Source organism: Kitasatospora sp. NPDC004745 (assembly GCF_042873275.1).
In the GTDB taxonomy this organism is placed as follows: domain Bacteria; phylum Actinomycetota; class Actinomycetes; order Streptomycetales; family Streptomycetaceae; genus Kitasatospora.
On the sequence record NZ_JBIALK010000016.1, the window covers coordinates 17,119 to 35,670 of the forward strand.

An 18,552-nucleotide genomic window follows, 5' to 3' on the forward strand; every position below is an offset into this window, starting at 1 on the left:
ATGCCGGGTGTGCCGGGTGTGCCGGCCGCGCCCGGAACCCCTGACTCCGGCGCCCCGACCCCCCGGCCCGCCACCACCACCGCCGCGCTGCTGGACATCCGCGAGATCCACGCCGAGCCGGCGGCCCTGGCCTCGCCGCGCGGACGGCAGGTGCTGGCGCGCTTCCCCGGGGCGCGGGTCGTCGAGGTGCCCTCGCACTGGGCGATCCCGCAGCTGCACGGCAACGCGGGCAACGTGCGGCGCTGGGCGCGGATCAAGCGCGAGGTGCTGGTCCTGGGCGTGAAGAAGTCGCTGGCGGCCCGGCCCAACGGCCGCTCGGCGGACTGGATCGCGCCGAGCTCGGCCAACGGCTGCGCGCTGGCCTGCGCCTACTGCTACGTGCCCCGGCGCAAGGGCTACGCCAACCCGATCACGGTGTTCACCAACATCGACCGGATCATCGGCTACCTGGGCGGGCACGTCGCCCGCCAGGGCCGCAAGAGCGTGCCCGACCAGCGCGACCCGCTGGCGTGGGTGTACGACATCGGGGAGAACAACGACTGCTCGGTGGACGCCCTGGTGTGCGACAACACCGCCGACCTGGTCGCCGCGTTCCGGCAGTGGCCCACCGCCAAGGCGTCCTTCGCGACCAAGTGGGTCAACCGGGACCTGCTGGAGCTGGACCCGCGCGGGCGCACCCGGATCCGCTTCTCCGTCATGCCGCCGGCCGACGCCCGGCTGCTGGACGTCCGCACCAGCCCGGTGCCCGAGCGGGTGCGCGCCGCCGACGACTTCCTGGCCGCCGGGTACGAGGTCCACTTCAACCTCTCCCCCGTCGTGCTGCGCCCCGGCTGGCAGGCCGACTGGGCCGAGCTCCTGCAGCGGATGGACGACGTGCTGGGGCCCGCGGTCAAGGCGCAGGCGGCCGCCGAGGTGATCATGCTGACCCACAACCAGGACCTGCACGAGGTCAACCTCGGCTGGCATCCCAAGGCGGAGCAGGTGCTGTGGCGTCCGGCGCTGCAGGAGCCCAAGCTCTCCGGCAACGGCGCCTGGAACGTGCGCTACCGGGCCCGGACCAAGGCCGCCGCGCTGGCCGAGCTGGGGGTGCTGATCGAGCGCCACGCCCCCTGGCTGCGGGTGCGCTACGCCTTCTGAGCCCGCGCCCCGCCCCCGGGGCCGCGGACGACATCGGCCATCGGCCATCGGCCATCGGACGGCAACGGACACCGGACGGCAACGGACACCGGACGGCAGCGGACACCGGACGGCAGCGGACGAACGCCGGACGGACCCCCCTGGTGCGGTCCCCACCAGCGCCGATCTAGGGTGCTGGCATGATCTCCTCACCGATATCCGGCCCCGACCAGGCGCTGCGGGTCCTGCTGGAGGGCAACGCCCGGTTCGTCGCGGGCAGCCCGGAGCACCCCAACCAGGACGCCGGGCGCAGGGCCGCCCTCGCTCCGGCACAGCGGCCCTTCGCCGTGCTGTTCGGCTGTTCCGACTCGCGTCTGGCGGCCGAGATCATCTTCGACCGGGGGCTGGGCGACCTGTTCGTGGTCCGTACCGCCGGGCACGTCACCGGGGCGGAGGCGCTGGGCAGCATCGAGTACGGCGTGAGCGTGCTGGAGTGCCCGCTGGTGGTCGTGCTGGGGCACGACTCCTGCGGTGCGGTGGCCGCGGCGCGGGACTCACTCGACCAGGGGCGCCTGCCGGGCGGCTTCGTGCGCGACGTGGTGGAGCGGGTGACCCCGAGCGTGCTGGCGGCCAGGGCGGCGGGCATCGAGGACCCGGACGCGATCGTGGACGAGCACATCCGCCAGACCGTGGACCTGCTGCTGGAGCGCTCCCAGGTGCTCGCCTCCAAGGTGGCGGCGGGCGAGGCGGCCGTGGTGGGGCTGTCCTACCGGCTGCACGACGGCCAGGCCCGTACGGTGGCCGCCCGCGGCCCGGTCGGCGACCCCGACTGATCACCCACCCGACCGACCCGACCGTCCACCACGACCCGACCGGTCCGGACCGGACACGACCGGACCCGGACCCGGACCGGGCCCGGCCCCGACCCCCTGCCGCCGCCCGGGCGGTGGGGGGTCAGTCCTGGCGCAGGTCGCGCACCAGCCGGCTGACCGCCTCGCTGAGCGTGAGCGGGTTGGCGGCCGTGGAGAAGTCGGGGATGTGGTAGGCCCGGATGGTGCGGGCGAGGTCGTGTCCGGCGTCGGCGTCGAAGAGTTCCCAGTCGAGCAGGCGCTCGTGCGCGACGATGCGGATCGGGAAGAGCTTGCGGGTGCCGCTCTCGCGTTCCGCACGCACCGCGCGGCCGATCTCGGTGGCCACCCAGTTGCTGGCCATGCTCGCCTCGGACAGCACGAGGATCATCCGGCCGCGCCGCTGGATCTCCTCGGTGATCTGTTCCAGGACGGTGCGCCCGCCGCGGATGTCGTGCGGGGCGAACCAGGTGTCCACCCCGTTGGCCTCCAGCATCCGGTGCAGCTGGGCGGCGAACGCCTCGTCCCGTGACGAGTAGCTGATGAAGGCGCTCGGCCGCTCGGGCCCGGCCAGGTCGGGCACGCTGTCGCGGTGGGCGCGGACCATGTCCGGGTCGGCGCCCACCGCGGTGAAGAAGCGGTCCAGGCCGGCGAGGTCGGTGCGCAGCTCCCGCACGGCCTCCTGGTCGCCGAGCTGTTCCCGGGCCAGCTCCAGCGCCTGGTGGTTGAGTTGGAAGGAGTCGGCGACGGTGCGTTCGTCGACCCGGCAGAGACCGTTGACCACCACCGGGTCGAGCGTGGAGGCGAGGAACTTCGAGCCGGCGAAGACCCCGAGGCCGAAGTGGGCGCCCTCGAAGGTCGCGCCGACGAAGGTGACGCGGTGGAAGGTGGCCTGGAGGAAGAACGCGTCGTGGTAGTTGCCCTCGAACGTCCCGCCGTCGAAGACCGCGCGGAAGAAGTCGGCGGTGCCGAACGCGGCCTTCTTCAGGTCGCAGTCGAGGAACCGCGCCTCGATGAACCGGGCGTACAGGGCGTTGATCCGGCGGAAGCGGCAGCGCCGGAAGATGCACCGGGAGAGGTCGCCGAAGGCGAGGACGCAGTTGTCGAACGCGCAGTCGACGAAGACGGCGTCGGAGAGGTCCTCGCGGCCGAGCCGCAGGCCGGTGAACTCGCGGCCGGTGAACTCGCGGACGCCGGAGGCGTATTCGTCGAGGAAGGCGCGCGTGGCCGCCGTCTCGGCGGCGGACGGCCGGTCGGTGTGGGTCATGGTCACGGCCCCGGTCGGTGCGGCGGCTGGTCGGGCTGTCTGACGGGCCGAACATAGCACCGCCGCAGGGCCGTTCAGGCCGGTACGGCGAACCCCGCACCCCGTCGGACGCGCCTGCGGACCCGGCCCGGGGCCCCGGCCCGAACGCCGTCACCCGAACACCGTCACCCGAGCCCCGTGGCCCGAACGCCGTGTCCGATCTCCGCCAGCGCCACGCGGCGCGGGCGGGCAGAGTCGGTCCCGGTCAACGTTCCACGACGACGGGCAAGGACGGCATCACGTGCACAAGGTCACCGACCTCAAGGTCCTCTACTTCGGCACCCCGGTGGTGCTGATCGGTTCGCGCAACGAGGACGGGAGCGCCAACCTGGCGCCGATGTCCTCGGCGTGGTGGCTCGGGCAGTCCTGCGTCCTGGGCCTGGGCAACAGCTCGCAGACCTCGCAGAACCTGCGGCACGAGGGCGAGTGCGTGCTCAACCTGCCCTCCTCCGTACTGGTCGACGCGGTGGACCGGCTCGCGCTGCTGACCGCCAACCCGCACATCACCGAGTACCGGCAGCGCCAGGGCTACCGCCACGAGCGGCGCAAGTTCGCCGCCGCCGGGCTCACCGAGCAGGCGTCCGAGCTGGTGCGGGCTCCGCGCGTGGCCGAGTGCCCCGTCCAGCTGGAGTGCCGGCTGGAGGCGGCCGTCCCGTTGGCCGGCAACCCGGGGTGCACCGCCTTCGAGGTGACCGTCGTGCGGGCGCACGTCGAGGAGTCCCTGATCGTCCCCGGCACCGACCACTACGTCGACCCGCTGGGCTGGGACCCGCTGATCATGAAGTTCTGCGAGTTCTTCGGCGAGGGGCAGCGCCTGTCGCCGTCCCGCCTGGCCGAGGGCTGGCGGATGCCCGGCCGTCTGCCCGCACGCGTGTGAGAACGGGACCGCCCGCCGGGACCGCCCGCCGGGACGGCCCCCGTCAGGCGCGTTCCCCGCAGGAGTCGCAGATGCGGGTGGCGGGCAGCTCCAGGAAGCAGGAGGGGCAGATCGCCGGCGGCCGCGGCGGGGCGGCGGCGGCCGCCTTGCGCTCCACGGACGCCTTCAGGCGCGGGGCCAGCGCGGGCGTGCCGCCGTCGGCGGGCAGCGTCGCGCCGAAGTGCCGGTAGCAGGCGAGCCGGGCGGCGGCGGCGTGGTACTCGCGGTCCAGTTCCCCGGCCACCGGGGGCTCCCCCGCGACGGCCAGCACCTCCTGGTAGCCGGCCCCGACCATGCCGTCGGTGGAGTGCACCACCAGCGCCGTCAGCGGCGGGTCGCCGCGCCGGTGCGCCTCGCGCACCACCAGGGCCAGCACCTTGCCGATCCAGTTGCGCTGGTGGACCCGGGTGCGGACCCCGGCGGCCTGCTGCACCTCCTCGGCGAGCTCGGCGTAGGTGATCACCGCGTGGTAGCGGCCCGCCACGTCCACCAGGGCCGGGTAGGCGGCCCTGGTCCAGGCCACCTGCGCCTGGGTGGCGCTGACCGCCGCCCCGTCCGCGACCCGCCAGTAGCCGCGCTGCTGCTCGTCCATCCCCGCCCCTGAAAGCTCGTCCGCCGCCCCCACCGGGAGCGAGGCTACCCCGCCCCGGACGGCCCCGGGCGCGCGGGGCGGGACCGGGCATCCGGGGCGCGACCGGGCATCCGCGACGGGCGACGGCCGGGCGTCCGGGAGTGGCGACGGCCGGGGCTTGACTTCAAGCCCGGTTGACGTCGTCGAATGGGTCCCGACCGCGCCGTACGGGCACCGCGGTCGATGCCCCGCCCGTACGGACCCGTCCGGTCCCGGGGCCGCCTGGATTCCGATCGTGCCGCAGGCGGCCCCGGGCCGGCAGGGCCCGCCGGAGCCCCGGACGCGACTGCGGGGCCCCGCGTGCGGCGTCAGCCCGATTCCGGCCGCAGGGCGGCCAGTTCGGCCGACGACAGGGTGAGGGCGGCCGCCGCGGCCGAGTCGCGCACGGAGGCGGGCCGGCGTGCGCCCGGGATCGGGACGACGACGGGCGACTGCGCCAGGTGCCAGGCCAGGCAGACCTGTTGCGGGCTGACGCCGCGCTCGCGCGCCAGGGCGTGGAAGGGCGTGTCGGGTGCCGGCGCGGGGCCGCCGGGGTCGTCGACGGCGCTGGGCGAGATCCCGCCGAGCGGGCTCCACGGCAGGAAGGCCAGGCCGAGCCCGGTGCACAGGTCGAGGGTGTCCCGGGTGGTGGGGTAGGCCGGGGAGAAACGGTTCTGCACCGAGACCAGGCGCGGGCCGAGGATCTCCCGGGCGATGCGGATCTGCTCGGTGTCCACGTTGGAGAGGCCGACCATCCGGATCGTGCCGGCGTCGGCGAGGTCGCGCAGCGCGCCGACCGAGTCGGCGAAGGGGACGGCCGGGTCGGGCTTGTGCAGCTGGTAGAGGCCGATGGCGGCCACGCCGAGCCGGGCGGCCGAGGCCTCGGCGGCGCGGCGCAGGTGGCGCGGGTCGCCGTCGACCGTCCAGGTGCCGTCGCCGGGGCGGCCCCGGCCGCCCTTGGTCGCGACCAGGACCTCGTCGGCGCCGCGGGTGCCGCCGTAGGAGGCCAGTGCGCGGGCGATCAGCCGTTCGTTGTGGCCGAGTTCGCCGGCGTGCCAGTGGTAGGAGTCGGCGGTGTCGATCAGCCGCACGCCCGCGTCGAGGGCGGCGTGGACGACGGCGACGGCCTGCTCCTCGCCCGGGCGGCCCTCGACGGACAGCGGCATCGCGCCGAGGCCGATGGCGCCCACCGCGACTGCCCCGATGCTCCGGACCACCGGACCGGCGGGACCGGCAGGATCGGCGGGAGCGGCGGGAGCGGCAGGAACGGCGGGAGCGCCGGGACCGGCGCAGCCGGCGGGAACCGCGGGGGCGTCAGGGGTGCGCGTCATGCCCGGGCCTCCCGGACGGCCTGGGGCAGCCAGTCGGCGACCGGGGAGAAGCGGAAGCCCAGGTCGGCGGCGCGGGTGGTGTCCATGGCGTAGCAGCGGTCGAAGGAGAACGGCGAGAACAGTGCGTCCGTCTCCGCGTCCGCGCTCACCGCCACGTCCGCGGCGGCGACCGGCTCGGTGCGGGTGCCGAGTTCGCGGGCGATGGCGGCGGACAACTCGTGGGCGTCGAGCGGGCCGTGGGAGGCGGCGTTGACCGGGCCGGTGAAGTCGGCGGTCGCGGTGAAGGCCAGGAAGCGGGCGATCTCGGGGGCGTGGACGAAGGAGGCGGGTTGGGGTGCGGGGTGGACGGCCACCGGCAGGCCGGCTTCGATACGCCGGACGTAGTGGGCGAGGCGGCCGGTGAAGTCGGCGCCGCCGAGGACGTGCGCGGTGCGGACGAGGGCGGTGTCGAAGGGGGCCTGCCGGGTGAGCAGGGCTTCGGCCTGGCGTTTGCCCTCGCCGTAGTGGTCGGCGATGAACTGCTGCTCGTGCCAGGGCAGTTCGAGGTCGATCGGGTGGGTGGCGGGGTCGACGGCCGATTCGGTCAGGGCCGGGCCGCCGGGCCGGCCGGTCTCGGCGTAGACCTCGACGGTGGAGGTGAGGACGTAGCGGCGGGTGCGGTCGGCGAAGACCCGGGTGGCGATGGCGGCCTGGCGGGGCGTGTAGCAGACCTGGTCGACGACGGTGTCGAAGTGCCGGTCGGCGAGGGCGGTGTGCAGGGCCCGTTCGTCGTCGCGGTCGGCGAGCAGGTGGGTCACGCCGGGGGGCGGGGGTGTGGAGCCCCGGTTGACGACGGTCACCGTGGCGCCGCCGTCGCGTAGTTCCTCGATCAGTCGGCGTCCGAAGTGGCGGCTTCCGCCGATCACGCACACGTCCATTTGCGGTGGCCCCTTTCGGCCCGTCCTGTGGTGTCGGGGTTCAGCCTGCTGGACGGCGGTCACCAGCGGTAGTATCGATCGGATTGGCTCGTCGTTAGGGAAACTGTTGATCGATGTCCAGCGGTTGGCCGTGCTGCGTGAGGTGGCCCGGCACGGGAGTTTCAACCGGGCGGCGGTGGCGCTGCGGTGTACGGCCTCGGCGGTCTCGCAGCAGGTCGCGGCGTTGGAGCGCGGTCTGGGCGCGGCGGTGGTGGTGCGCTCCACGCGCGGGGTGGTGCTGACGGAGTCGGGGCGGCTGCTGGTGGAGGCGGCGGAGGCGATCGCCGCCGAACTGGCTGACACCCGGCAGCGGTTGGAGCGGCTGGCGGCCGGTCAGGCGGTGCTGACGGTGGCCACGTTCGCCAGTGCGGGGCGGCGGCTGCTGCCGGCGGCGCTGGCCGGTTTCGTCGCCGATCATCCGGAGGTGGAGGTGACGGTGCTGGAGGAGGAGCCGGAGGAGAGCCTGCCGGGGGTGCGCGAGGGGCGTGCCGACCTCGCGTTGGCCTATCACTTCGACGACGCCCCGGCGCCGGGGCGGCCCGGGGACCGTTCGGGGCTGGAGTGGACGCCGCTGGGCGAGGACCCACTGCGGGTGGTGCTGCCGCGCCGCCATCCGGTGGCGGTGCGCTACCGGGCGCGGCCCGATCCGCTGCGGCTGGCCGAACTCGCCGATCAGCGCTGGATCCTGGGGTGCCGCAAGTCCGCGGTGCAGCTGGCGCGGTACGCCGAGTCGGCGGGTGTGGGGCTGCGGATCTCGTGCACGGCGACGGACTACGGGTTCGCGCAGGCGCTGGTGCACGCCGGGGTGGGCATCGCGCTGATCCCGGAGATCGGTCTGAGCGGGGACGGGGAGCTGGTCGCGCTGCCGCTGGCCCCGCCGGGCCCGTGCCGTCACCTGGGGCTGGTGCTGTCGCGCCGGCGGCGGGGCCCGTCGGCGGTGCTGGCCGAGGAGTTGGCGGTGCGGCTGACCGGCGGCGTGCCGGTGGACGGGGGGCCGGTGGGCGGCGGCCCGGTGCGGTAGCGTGTGGGGCGAACGGAAGGGCCCCCGACCACTGCGACTGGTCGGGGGCCCTTCGTGTGCGGGCGGGTGGACGGACCGGGCCCTGCGCGCCCGGCACTCCCCTGTGCGGGGCCCGCCCGGCGGTTCACCGGGGCCCTGCCGGGCCCTACTTCACCGCCGCCACCACCACTGCGGCCACGGTCGCCAGCGCCGTGATGACCCCGGCGTTGCGCCGCAGCCACCGTCCGATCAGCTCCGACCTCCGTGTCCGGGGCGGCTCGTCGCCTTCCACTCGGTCTCCTCCCGTCTCCGTACGACGCCCGGGCCGGTCGGCCCGGGCCGGGTTCAGAGGAGGGGGAGGAACACCGCACCCGTGGGTGGCGACGGACAGAAACCTACACGGCGGCGGTGGCGAAACTGCCATCCGGGTGCGGGAAAGGTCCGGCCAACTGGCGATCCGCCCAGGTGACTTGGCCGACGGTCTCGGAGGATTCACCCGTTCGTCCCTCGCGCACACCGGACCGGCGCGGGCGCATCAGTACTGCCGCAGCTGCGGCCACAGCTCGTTCCAGGGCCGCGGGGCCGGGTCGCACAGGACGACGGCGGCGTGCTGCTCCAGGTTGTCGACGCCGTGCCCGTTGTCGACCCTGGCGACGGTGCGGCAGCCGGTGAACGGGGCCTCCAGCGCGGGATGCCCGGCGGGGTGGACGAGCAGGACGGGGCCGGTGGCGTCCGCCGGCGGCGGGCCCCAGTCGGCGAGGCTCATGTGGCCGGAGTAGGGGGTGGGCAGGCCGAGGGCGGGGCCGTAGTGGGCGAGGGCGCCGGCCTCGCCGTAGTTGGAGGTGAGCAGGACGGCGTGGGCGCGCCGGTCGGGTGGCAGGTCGTGCCAGGCGGTGGCGGTGGCGGCGGTGAGTTCGGGCCAGCCGACCTGTTCGCCCTGGTCGGGGTCGACGGCGTTGGGCAGGGCGAGGGCGCCGGCGGGCAGCAGGGGCAGGGTGGCGAGGGCGCTGACGGCGGTGGCCGCGGCCAGGGTGCGGGCCAGTGCGCGGGCGCTGCGGCGGGTGCGGGCGAGGACGGGTTCGCAGCCGGCGGCGGTGAGGACGAGCAGCAGCGGCAGCGGGTAGTACGGCTTGCCGCCGCCGACGATGACCATCGCGCACAGCACCGGGTAGGCGGTGGCCAGCGGGCGGGCGTGGCGCAGCGTGTCGTCGTGGCGCAGGGCGCGCCAGCCGGCGAGGGCGACGGGTAGCAGGAACGGGGAGAACTGGAGGGCCTGGAGGGGCAGGAGGAGCCATCGGCCGGCCCAGCCGTTCTGTGCGGCGAGTTCGTGGGCGACCTTCAGTTCGGGGAGGCCGTGGGTGGCCTGCCACCACAGGGTGGGGGCGGCGATGAGCAGGGCCAGGGCGGTGCCGAGCAGGGCCCAGGCGGCGGCGGGCGGGGTCCGGGTCGTGGGGGTGGGGGCGTGGGGCGGGGTGGGGCGGCGGTGGCGGATCCGGTGGCGGTGTTCCCGGAGCAGGGCGGCGGCCAGGGCGGCGAGCAGGGGCAGGACGAGTTGCTTGTTGAGCAGGGTGGTGCCGACGGCGGCGCCCAGGGCGGGCCACCAGCGGGGGTCGCGGGTGCGCAGCAGGCGCAGTGCGGTGAGCAGGACGGCGAGTTCGGCGGTGAGGTCGAAGGTGCTGGTGGAGAGCAGGTGGCCGACGGCCAGGGTGTAGCCGCTGGCGGCGCAGCAGGCGGCGGCGAGGGTCTGGGCGCGGCGGTGGGCGCCGAGTTCGCGGGCGGTGAGGGCGGTGAGGGTGACGGTGGCGGCGCTGAGCAGGGCGGAGGGGGTGCGCAGGGCGGTGGGGCCGTCGCCGAGGAGGGCGGTGGCGCGGGCGAGGATCGGGGTGAGGGGTGGTTGGTCGGTGTAGCCCCAGGCCGGGTGGTGGCCGGCGAGGAGGAAGTAGAGCTCGTCGCGGTGGAAGCCGTAGCGTCCGGAGAGGGCGATGAGCAGCGCGGCGAGCGCGCCGGCGATCGCGAGGACGGGCCGAACCGCGAACGGCGGCAGGCCGGTTGGCGTTCCACTCCCCCGTGTGGTGTCCATCCGGGCAGTGTGGCACCGGTGGGGTGCGGTGGCGGTGGCGCGGCGGGGGTTTCCGGGGGAGGTCGGGGTGGGGCGGTCGCCGGGCCGGCCCGGGGGCGGGGCGGGCCGGCCGGGGCGGGGGATTTTCGTATCAGAGGGTGGCGGGGCGGCGGCGTCGGCGGCCGGGGGGCGGGGTGGGGTCGGTGTTCCAGGCGGCGACGGGGTTGCCGAGCCAGCGGGTGGCGCCGGGGACGTTCTCGCCGCGCATGACCAGGGAGGCGGGGCCGACGGTGGAGCCGGCGCCGAGGGTGGAGTTGAGCAGGACGACGGAGTGCGGGCCGGTGGTGGAGCCGGGGCCGAGGTGGACGGGGCCCAGGCGCATGACGCGGTCGTGGAAGAGGTGGGTCTGCAGGACGGTGCCGCGGTTGACGCTGGCGCCGGCTCCGACGGTGACGAGGTCGCTCTCGGGCAGCCAGTGGGTCTCGCACCAGACGCCGCGGCCGATGCGGGCGCCGAGGGTGCGCAGCCAGGCGTTGAGGTAGGGGGTGCCGGTGAGGCTGTGGCCGCCGAAGGGCATGGCGAGTTCCTCGACGAAGGTGTCGTAGAGCTCGTTGCGCCACACGAAGGGGGACCACAGGGGGTGTTCGGCGGCGCGGAAGCGTCCGACGAGCAGCCATTTGGCGGCGGTGGTGAGCAGGCAGGCGGTGAGGGCGGCGGCGGCCAGGACGAGGCCGCCGGTGGCGAGGGCCAGGGGCAGGCCGTAGGCGTCGCGCAGTTCCTGGAGGGTGGCGAGGACGAGGTCGCCGAGGAGGGCGGCGAGGATGACGGGCAGCAGGCGGCAGAGTTCGACGCCGGCGCGGGCGGCGATGAGGCGGCGGGAGGGGTCGTAGGTGCGGGTGTCGGTGCCGGTGTCGGCGACGCGGGGCAGGGCGAAGGCGGGGCGGCCGAGCCAGGAGGAGCCTTCGGGGGCGTGGGCGGGGGTGTCGGACAGGACGCCGACGAGGGAGTTGTCGGGCAGGGTGCGGCCGGGGGCGACGATGCCGGAGTTGCCGACGAAGGAGCGGCGTCCGATGTGGGAGGGGCCCAGGTGCAGCCAGCCGGCGCGTAGTTCGTAGGGGGCGACGAGGGTGTCGTCGGCGAGGAAGGCGCCGTCGTCGACGTGCATCAGGGCGGGCAGGGCCAGGACGGTGGAGGCCTCGACGCGTCGGCCGACCTTGGCGCCGAGCAGGCGCAGCCAGGTGGGGGTGAGGAGGCTGGCGTAGAGGGGGAAGAGGGTGCGGCGGGCGGTGTCGCCGAGGCGGGTGACGGCCCAGGCGCAGTAGGCGGTGCGGCCGTGGGCGGGGTGGAAGCCGGGGCGCAGCGGGCGGGAGTGGAGGCGGACGAGCAGGGCGGTCAGGGCGGCGTGGCAGAGCAGGGTGAGGGCGGCCAGGGGGATGGTGGCGGGCAGGAGGTGGAGGAGGGCGTCGGTGAGGGTGCGCTCGGTGTCGATCATGGGGTAGACGACGGCGAGGGCGGGCAGGGCGGCGAGGAGGGGGAGCAGGCCGAAGAGGGTGAGGCCGAGGGTGTGGGCGAGGTTCCAGGTGCGGGAGCGGGTGGTGGTGGGGGCGGGCCAGGGGGTGGGGGTGTGGGGGGCGGGGCGGGCCGGGGAGCCGTGCCAGTGTTCGCCGGCGGGGACGGTGGCGGTGACGCAGGAGCCGGCGGCGATGTCGGCGTGGGCTCCGACGCGGGCGCCGGGCATGAGGGTGGCGCGGTGGCCGATGCGGGCGCCTTCGCCGATGTCGACGCGGCCGAGGTGGAGGGTGTCGCCGTCGAGCCACCAGCCGGCGAGGTCGGCTTCGGGTTCGATGGTGGCGCCGGCGCCCAGGCGGGCGAGGCCGGTGACGGGGGGCAGGGTGTGCAGCAGGACGCCGGGGCCGACGCGGCAGCCGAGGGCGCGGGCGTAGCGGGGGGCCCAGGGGGTGCCGGTGAGGGCGGCGACGCCGAGCAGGGTGGTGACGCGTTCGGCGGCCCACAGGCGTAGGTGGGTGGGGCCGCCGCGGGGGTGGCTGCCGGGGCGTAGGCCGGCGGTGAGCAGGCGGGCGGCGCCGGCGGCGAGGAGGGTGCGGCCGGGGGCGCTGTAGAAGAGGAGGAGGCCGGCGGCGACGGGCCACCAGGAGCTGTGGGGGGCCCAGGCGAGGTGGTTGCCGGTGAGGTTGTCGAGGGCGACGAGGACGAGGGTCCAGCGCAGGCCGGCGAGGGTGAAGACGCCGAGCAGGACGAGGGTTTGCCACAGGCCCGCGCTGGTGGGGGTGCGGCGTACCGGGCGGGCGGGGGCGGCGGTGGCGGCGGCGGTGGGGCCGGGGGTGGGGTCGGGGTCGCCGGTGAGGGTGTCGAGGTAGTCGGCGAGGTCGCCGAGGACGGGGTGGGCGTAGAGGTCGGCGACGGAGACGCCGGGGTGGGTGGTGCGCAGGTCGGAGGCGAGGCGGGCGGCGGTGAGGCTGGAGCCGCCGAGGGCGAAGAAGTCGTCGTCGGTGGTGGGGGTGGTGCCGAGGAGTTGTTCCCAGTGGCGGGCGAGTCGCCCGGCGGTGCCGTCGGTGGGGGTGGGGCGGTCGTCGGGGGTGTGCTGGGGGGCGGTGGTGGTCAGCGGCCAGGGCAGGGCGGTGCGGTCGACCTTGCCGGAGGTGCGGGTGGGCAGGGAGTCGACGAGGGCGAGGACGGGCACGAGCGGGGCGGGGAGGCGTTCCAGCAGGTGGCGGCGGGCGTCGGTGAGGTCGGGGGTGGTGCCGGGGTGGGGGACGAGGTAGCCGACGAGCAGGTCGGTGCCGGCGGGGGTGGTGCGGACGGCGGCGGCTGCGGCCCGTACGCCGGGCAGGGCCTGGAGGGCGGCGTCGATCTCGCCGAGTTCGATGCGTCGGCCGGCGAGTTTGACCTGGTCGTCGGCGCGGCCGAGGAAGACCAGGCCTTCGGGGTCGTTGCGCACGAGGTCGCCGCTGCGGTAGACGCGGGTGCTGCCCAGGGCGGGGTGGGCGGTGAACTTCTCGGCGTCCTTGGCGGGGTCGAGGTAGCGGGCGGTGCCGGCGCCGGCGATGAGGAGTTCGCCGGTGCCGTACCAGGGGACGGGGTGGCCGGCGGGGTCGACGACGGCGATCTCCCAGCCGTCCAGGGGGGCGCCGATGCGCACCGGGCGGCCGGGGAGCAGGCGGGCGGCGGTGGCGACGACGGTGGTCTCGGTGGGGCCGTAGGTGTTCCAGAACTCGCGCTCGGGTGTGGCGAGGCGTTCGACGAGTTCGGCGGGGCAGGCCTCGCCGCCGACGATGATCAGGCGGACGGCTTCCAGGCATTCCTGCGGCCACAGGGCGAGCAGGGTGGGGACGGTGGAGACGGCGGTGATGCGGCGGCTGACCAGCCAGGGGCCGAGGTCGGTGCCGGCTTTGACGAGGGCGCGGGGGGCGGGGACGAGGCAGGCGCCGTGGCGCCAGGCCAGCCACATCTCCTCGCAGGAGGCGTCGAAGGCGACGGAGAGGCCGGCCAGGACGCGGTCGCCGGGGCCGAGCGGTCGGCGGCGCAGGAAGAGGCGGGCCTCGGCGTCGACGAAGGCGGCGGCGGAGCGGTGGGTGACGGCGACGCCCTTGGGGCGGCCGGTGGTGCCGGAGGTGAAGATGATCCAGGCGTCGTCGGCCGGGCCGGGCCAGGCGGGGCGGCCTCCGGGTTGGGGGCCGGGGCCGGCGTACAGGTGCCGTTCGGCGCCCAGGACGGCGCAGACCCCGGCGTCCTGCCAGATCATCGCGGCGCGTTCGTCGGGGTCGTCGGCGTCGACGGGGACGTAGGCGGCGCCGCAGCGCAGGACGGCGAGGACGGCGACGTAGAGGTCGGCGGTGCCCGAGGGGATGCGCACGCCGACCCGGTCGCCGGTGCCGATGCCGTGGCCGGCCAGGACGCCGGCGAGGGTGTCGACCTCGTGCAGCAGGGTGCGGTAGTCGAGGACGGCGGTGCCGGTGTCCAGGGCGGGTGCGTGGGGGTGGGTCCGGGCGGTGGCGTCGACGATGTCGAGCAGGCTGCGCGGGTGGGCGGGCGGGGCCACCGGCCAGCCGGCGGCGGGGTGGGGGTGGTGCAGGGTGCCCGGGCCGACCGTGTCCTGGCGTGCGTCCATGGGGTGGTGTCCTCGGCTCCGTCGGTGCGGGTGCGCGGGTTTCGCCGCGTACGGGTGGTGCGGGGTGTCGCCTGGCGGGAAGCGCCCACTCACCATGACTCCGCTGGGAGTTGGCTGGATGCAGCGGAGGTACGGTCAAAGGAAATTCTCATGATCGGTGCCGGCCGGGGGTGGCGGCCCGATGATTCGAAAGTCGTTTCGGGCGGGTGTGGGCGTTTTCGCTGGTGAAGGGTAGCCGCTCGGCGGCCCGGTGCCCGCCGCGCGGTGTGGCGGGCCCGCCGCCCGCCCGCCACGGGGCCGGCGCTGCTAGCGTCCCCGTCCGTGAGCGCGATGCGGCCCGGTGACGGCACGCCGGGCCCCGACCGGGTGGACGGCCCCGGCACGCCGGGCCCCGACCGGCCGGCGGCCCGGCCCGGCGGTGCGGCGGCCCGGCCCGGCGGTGCGGGCGGCGCTCCGGCGGCCGGGAGCGGCGCGCTGGTCTGGTACGCCGCGTACGGGTCGAACCTGCACGCCCCCCGGCTCGCCCGCTACCTGCTCGGCGGGCGCCCCGAGGGCGGCGCCCTCGCCTGCCCCGGCTGCCGCGACCCGCGCCCGCCGCTGCGGGACGTGCCCGTGCTGCTGCCCGGGCTGCTGTACTTCGCCACCGAGTCCGCGGTGTGGGGCGGCGGCCGCGGCTTCTACGACCCGGACGCCGCCGGACCCGCCCCCGGCCGCGCCTACCTGCTGACGCTCGGCCAGTTCAGCGACATCGCCGCCCAGGAGATGTACCGCTCCCCCGGCACCGACCTCGACCTCACCGGGGTGCTCGCCACCGGGCGCGCCACGCTCGGCCCCGGCCGCTACGAGACGCTGGTGCACGCGGGCGAACTGGACGGGCTCCCCCTGCTGACCCTCACCGCCCCCACCGGCCTGGCCGGCGCCGACCTCAACCCGCCCTCCGCCGCCTACCTGCGCACCCTGGCCGCGGGCCTGGCGCAGGCCCACGGCTGGGACAGCCGGCGCACCGCCCGCTACTTGGCCTCGCGTCCGGGTGCGGCCGGGCACTGGAGCGCGCAGGGTGTGCTGGAGGCGCTGGCCTGACCGGCCGCCGGGAGCGGGACCCGGCCCGGCCGGCCCGGGCCGCGGTGTCAGCCGTTCGTTCGGGACACGAACATCCGAGCGGAAAGCAAGCCGATCTTGAGCCCCGTGCGCAAGGGTCGCCCCGCTGTTCTTCACCGCTTCGGGTGCCGCCAGGCGCCGGGAGCCCGACGTTCTCCCCGGGGGACACCAGTGATCACACGTAGGACCCTGCTCCGGACCGGCGTGGCGGCCAGCGCCACGCTCGGGACCGCCGGCCTGCTGCTCCCCGCGCTCACGGACGTCGCGCAGGCAGCCGACCTCGACGCCTCCACCATCCCGAAGTTCGCCCAGGCCATGCCCGTCCCGCAGCCGCTCGAGCCGTACTCCGACGACGGCGACGCGGACGTCTACAAGCTGACGATGAAGGAGACCACCGCCGAGATCGTGCCCGGCTTCAGGACCGCGGTGCGCACCTACGGCGACAGCTTCCCCGGCCCGCTCATCCAGGCCACCTCCGGGCGCCCCGTGGTGATCCACCAGACCAACCGGCTGAGCGTCGACACCTCGGTCCACCTGCACGGCGGCCACGTGCCGGCCAAGAGCGACGGCGCGCCGATGGACCTGATCGCGGCCGGCGGCGGCCGCCGGACGTACGTCTACCCGAACCAGCAGCCGCACGCGAACCTGTGGTTCCACGACCACGCCCACCACATGGAGTCGGAGAACGTCTTCCGCGGGCTCGCCGGCCTCTACCTGCTCACCGACGACGTCGAGGACGGCCTGGACCTGCCGGACGAGGAGCAGGACGTGCCGATCGCCCTGCGCGACGCACGCTTCGACAGCGCCGGCCAGCTCGTCTACGTGATGGGCGACCGCCTGCGCAACGTGGTGCTGGCCAACGGCAAGGCCTGGCCGTACTTCGAGGTCGCCACCCGGCGCTACCGCTTCCGCGTGTTCAACACCTCCAACCAGCGGTTCTTCAAGCTCGCGCTGTCCGACGGCTCGGCGTTCCAGCAGATCGGCTCGGACGGCGGGCTGCTGCCCGCGCCGCTGACCACCACGAGCGTGTTCCTCTCCCCCGGCGAGCGGGCGGACGTCGTCGTCGACTTCGGCCACTACCCGGTGGGCACCACCCTGGTGCTGAAGAACACCTTCGGCGACCAGAGCGCCCCCACCGCGCAGGTCCTGCAGTTCCGGGTCACCCGCCGGGAGCGCGACGACACCGAGCCGCTCCCGGACACCCTGCGCACGCTGCCCGAGCTGCCGGCGGCCACCACCACCCGCGACTTCAGGCTCAGCATGGACGAGGGCCCCGCCACGCCCGGCGCGATGCCGATGGCCTACATCAACGGCCTGGTCTACGACTCGGACCGGATCGACACGGTGATCCCGTACGGCTCCACCGAGGTCTGGACCGTCACCAACACCAACCAGCGGATGCCGCACAACTTCCACCTGCACCTGGTGCAGTTCCGGGTGCTGGAGCGCGGCGGCAAACCGGTCACCTCCGGCCCGGAGTGCGGCCTGAAGGACACCGTGTCGCTGCTGCCGGGCGAGAGCGTCAAGCTGCAGGCGACCTTCACCGGGTACCGCGGCGAGTACCTGTACCACTGCCACCTGATCGACCACGCGGCGATGGGCATGATGGGGACGATGAAGATCGTCTGACGCGGCGGGCGCGCGGCGGGCGGGCCGTCCCGGCGGCCGCGGGGGCGCGGGTGCCGGGCGGACCTTGCGGCCGCACCCGGCACCGCGGCACCGGGCCGACACGCCGCCCACCGGGGGAAGGTCGCCCACCACCGCCGCCGCGGCTCCTACTGTCGCCTGGCCCCGTTCGGGGCGAAACCCGACAGAAGCGGAGAAGACACCCATGACCCGTACGACCCGCAGCATCACGTGGGCGCTGACCCTGCTCGCCGCCGCCGGCGTGGCCGCCGCCGTCCCGGGCACCGCCTCGGCCGACACGGTCTCCGGCGGCAACCACGGGACGGTGATCATCGGCAACGGCAACCAGGTCGCGGGCTACGACATCATCAACGCGGGCAACGACGCCACCGTCGGCTCCCACAACGGCTCGGGCCAGGTGGCCGGCGGCGCGATGGACGACGCCGCGCAGGTCGCCGGCGGCAACTTCTGGACGGTGATCATCGGCGACGGCAACCAGATCGCCGGCGACGACATCATCAACGCCGAGAACGACGCCACCGTCGGCTCCGACAACTGAGCCCCGGGCCCGCGCCGCTCAGGCGGCGCGGGCCTCCAGCCAGTGCAGCAGGACCGCGCGCTCGGTGTCGGTGATCGGGTGGTGCGGGTCCGGGGCCTGGGCCCAGCGGCGCAGGCGCTCCAGCGTGGCCGGGTCGAGATCCAGGTACAGCCGCCAGTGCGAGCGGGAGTGGCAGTCCGGATCGTGCGGTTCGCGACAGGTGTCGCAGTGGGTGAAGTAGGCCTCGATCAGGCGGTGGGCAGTCGACTCGTCCGACATGCGTCCGGCACTCTTCCTCTCTGCCTCACGGCCCGTGGTCTCCCTTCCCAGGGTGCGTGACCCCCACCCCCGGCCGGGAGGGGACCAAAGTCCCGCGCCCCGACCACCGCGCCCCGACCATCGCGCCCCGACACCGCGGTCCGGCCACCGCGGTCCGGCGCCGGCCGGTGAGACCTCGGTCCTACTCCCTTCGTCGCAGACCGGGCGGGGCCTGCGCCCAATGCCCCGGCACCCGGCACCGCCCTACCTTGATCCACATGAGGATTCCCGAGCACCACCGGCACGCAGTCGTCCCCCACGTCATGGTCGACGGGGCCGCCGAGGCGATCGACTTCTACACGACCGCGTTCGGGGCCACCGAGCTCTTCCGGCTCGACGGCGAGGACGGTCGGATCGCCCATGCCGAGATCACCGTCCACGGCGCCACGCTGATGCTCGGCGACGCCCACGCCGCCCCCTTCGCCCCGCCCGCCCCCGGCGCCGCCTCCGTCGCCCTGCACGTCTACGTACCGGACGTCGACGCGCTGACCGCCCGCGCCGTCGACGCCGGCGCCCGGCTGCTCTCCCCCGCCGCCGACATGCCCTACGGCGCACGGCAGTCCATGCTCCGCGACCCCTTCGGCCACGTCTGGATCCTCCTGACCCCCCTCACCACCTGACCCGCCGGGGCACGACTGGGGGCGTCGGGGCCCGGCAGGTGCGGGCCTCAGCCCTCCAGGCCCAGGTCGGTGCGCATGACC

The 18,552-nt window shown here is 75.4% G+C and carries 16 protein-coding genes; 8 read left to right on the forward strand and 8 right to left on the reverse strand.

Going from position 1 to position 18,552, the window contains the following annotated elements:
* On the forward strand, window positions 1–1,137 hold the full coding sequence (locus ACFYUY_RS24155; RefSeq protein ID WP_387903807.1) for a spore photoproduct lyase family protein: 1,137 nt from the start codon (window positions 1–3) through the stop codon (window positions 1,135–1,137).
* Between the two features lie 179 nt (window positions 1,138–1,316).
* Window positions 1,317–1,949, forward strand: coding sequence for a carbonic anhydrase (locus ACFYUY_RS24160; RefSeq protein ID WP_360206960.1), 633 nt, complete (start codon window positions 1,317–1,319; stop codon window positions 1,947–1,949).
* A 121-nt stretch (window positions 1,950–2,070) separates the two neighbouring features.
* Here ACFYUY_RS24160 and ACFYUY_RS24165 read toward each other — a convergent pair whose 3' ends face one another.
* The gene (locus ACFYUY_RS24165) at window positions 2,071–3,231 is read right to left on the reverse strand and encodes a toll/interleukin-1 receptor domain-containing protein (RefSeq protein WP_387903538.1); all 1,161 of its coding nucleotides are present in this window, start codon (window positions 3,229–3,231) and stop codon (window positions 2,071–2,073) included.
* A gap of 280 nt (window positions 3,232–3,511) precedes the next feature.
* On the opposite strand from ACFYUY_RS24165, the gene ACFYUY_RS24170 reads away from it, so the two are divergent.
* The gene (locus ACFYUY_RS24170; protein WP_387903540.1) at window positions 3,512–4,147 is read left to right on the forward strand and encodes a flavin reductase family protein; all 636 of its coding nucleotides are present in this window, start codon (window positions 3,512–3,514) and stop codon (window positions 4,145–4,147) included.
* A gap of 43 nt (window positions 4,148–4,190) precedes the next feature.
* Here ACFYUY_RS24170 and ACFYUY_RS24175 read toward each other — a convergent pair whose 3' ends face one another.
* The 3 genes from ACFYUY_RS24175 to ACFYUY_RS24185 form a co-directional block, all read right to left on the reverse strand.
* A complete protein-coding gene (locus tag ACFYUY_RS24175) occupies window positions 4,191–4,778 on the reverse strand; it encodes a hypothetical protein (protein ID WP_360206955.1) in 588 nt (195 codons plus the stop codon).
* Window positions 4,779–5,125: 347 nt separating this feature from the next.
* Complete coding sequence (locus tag ACFYUY_RS24180; protein ID WP_387903542.1) at window positions 5,126–5,986, reverse strand: aldo/keto reductase; 861 nt, start codon at window positions 5,984–5,986, stop codon at window positions 5,126–5,128.
* 137 nt (window positions 5,987–6,123) lie between these two features.
* Entirely contained in the window at window positions 6,124–7,044 is a 921-nt protein-coding gene (locus ACFYUY_RS24185; protein ID WP_387903545.1) for an NAD-dependent epimerase/dehydratase family protein, read from the reverse strand.
* A 106-nt stretch (window positions 7,045–7,150) separates the two neighbouring features.
* Between ACFYUY_RS24185 and ACFYUY_RS24190 the strand changes: the two genes are divergently transcribed.
* On the forward strand, window positions 7,151–8,104 hold the full coding sequence (locus tag ACFYUY_RS24190; RefSeq protein WP_387903547.1) for a LysR family transcriptional regulator: 954 nt from the start codon (window positions 7,151–7,153) through the stop codon (window positions 8,102–8,104).
* 145 nt (window positions 8,105–8,249) lie between these two features.
* Here ACFYUY_RS24190 and ACFYUY_RS24195 read toward each other — a convergent pair whose 3' ends face one another.
* The 3 genes from ACFYUY_RS24195 to ACFYUY_RS24205 all read right to left on the reverse strand — a co-directional run bounded on the left by ACFYUY_RS24195 (window position 8,250) and on the right by ACFYUY_RS24205 (window position 14,271).
* Window positions 8,250–8,375: a hypothetical protein gene (locus ACFYUY_RS24195; RefSeq protein WP_360206946.1), complete on the reverse strand. Its 126-nt coding sequence runs from the start codon at window positions 8,373–8,375 to the stop codon at window positions 8,250–8,252.
* Window positions 8,376–8,618: 243 nt separating this feature from the next.
* Window positions 8,619–10,163: an ArnT family glycosyltransferase gene (locus ACFYUY_RS24200; protein WP_387903550.1), complete on the reverse strand. Its 1,545-nt coding sequence runs from the start codon at window positions 10,161–10,163 to the stop codon at window positions 8,619–8,621.
* A 130-nt stretch (window positions 10,164–10,293) separates the two neighbouring features.
* Window positions 10,294–14,271: a Pls/PosA family non-ribosomal peptide synthetase gene (locus ACFYUY_RS24205; RefSeq protein WP_387903553.1), complete on the reverse strand. Its 3,978-nt coding sequence runs from the start codon at window positions 14,269–14,271 to the stop codon at window positions 10,294–10,296.
* A 330-nt stretch (window positions 14,272–14,601) separates the two neighbouring features.
* Between ACFYUY_RS24205 and ACFYUY_RS24210 the strand changes: the two genes are divergently transcribed.
* The 3 genes from ACFYUY_RS24210 to ACFYUY_RS24220 all read left to right on the forward strand — a co-directional run bounded on the left by ACFYUY_RS24210 (window position 14,602) and on the right by ACFYUY_RS24220 (window position 17,554).
* Window positions 14,602–15,351: a histone deacetylase gene (locus ACFYUY_RS24210; protein ID WP_360207172.1), complete on the forward strand. Its 750-nt coding sequence runs from the start codon at window positions 14,602–14,604 to the stop codon at window positions 15,349–15,351.
* 189 nt (window positions 15,352–15,540) lie between these two features.
* The gene (locus ACFYUY_RS24215; RefSeq protein WP_387903556.1) at window positions 15,541–16,998 is read left to right on the forward strand and encodes a multicopper oxidase family protein; all 1,458 of its coding nucleotides are present in this window, start codon (window positions 15,541–15,543) and stop codon (window positions 16,996–16,998) included.
* 202 nt (window positions 16,999–17,200) lie between these two features.
* Complete coding sequence (locus ACFYUY_RS24220) at window positions 17,201–17,554, forward strand: hypothetical protein (protein WP_360206934.1); 354 nt, start codon at window positions 17,201–17,203, stop codon at window positions 17,552–17,554.
* 18 nt (window positions 17,555–17,572) lie between these two features.
* Here the strand turns inward: ACFYUY_RS24220 and ACFYUY_RS24225 are convergent, their stop codons facing one another.
* Window positions 17,573–17,812, reverse strand: a complete 240-nt coding sequence (locus ACFYUY_RS24225; RefSeq protein ID WP_360206932.1) for a hypothetical protein — start codon at window positions 17,810–17,812, stop codon at window positions 17,573–17,575.
* Between the two features lie 257 nt (window positions 17,813–18,069).
* Between ACFYUY_RS24225 and ACFYUY_RS24230 the strand changes: the two genes are divergently transcribed.
* Entirely contained in the window at window positions 18,070–18,471 is a 402-nt protein-coding gene (locus ACFYUY_RS24230; protein WP_360206929.1) for a VOC family protein, read from the forward strand.
* Window positions 18,472–18,552 lie beyond the last annotated feature (81 nt).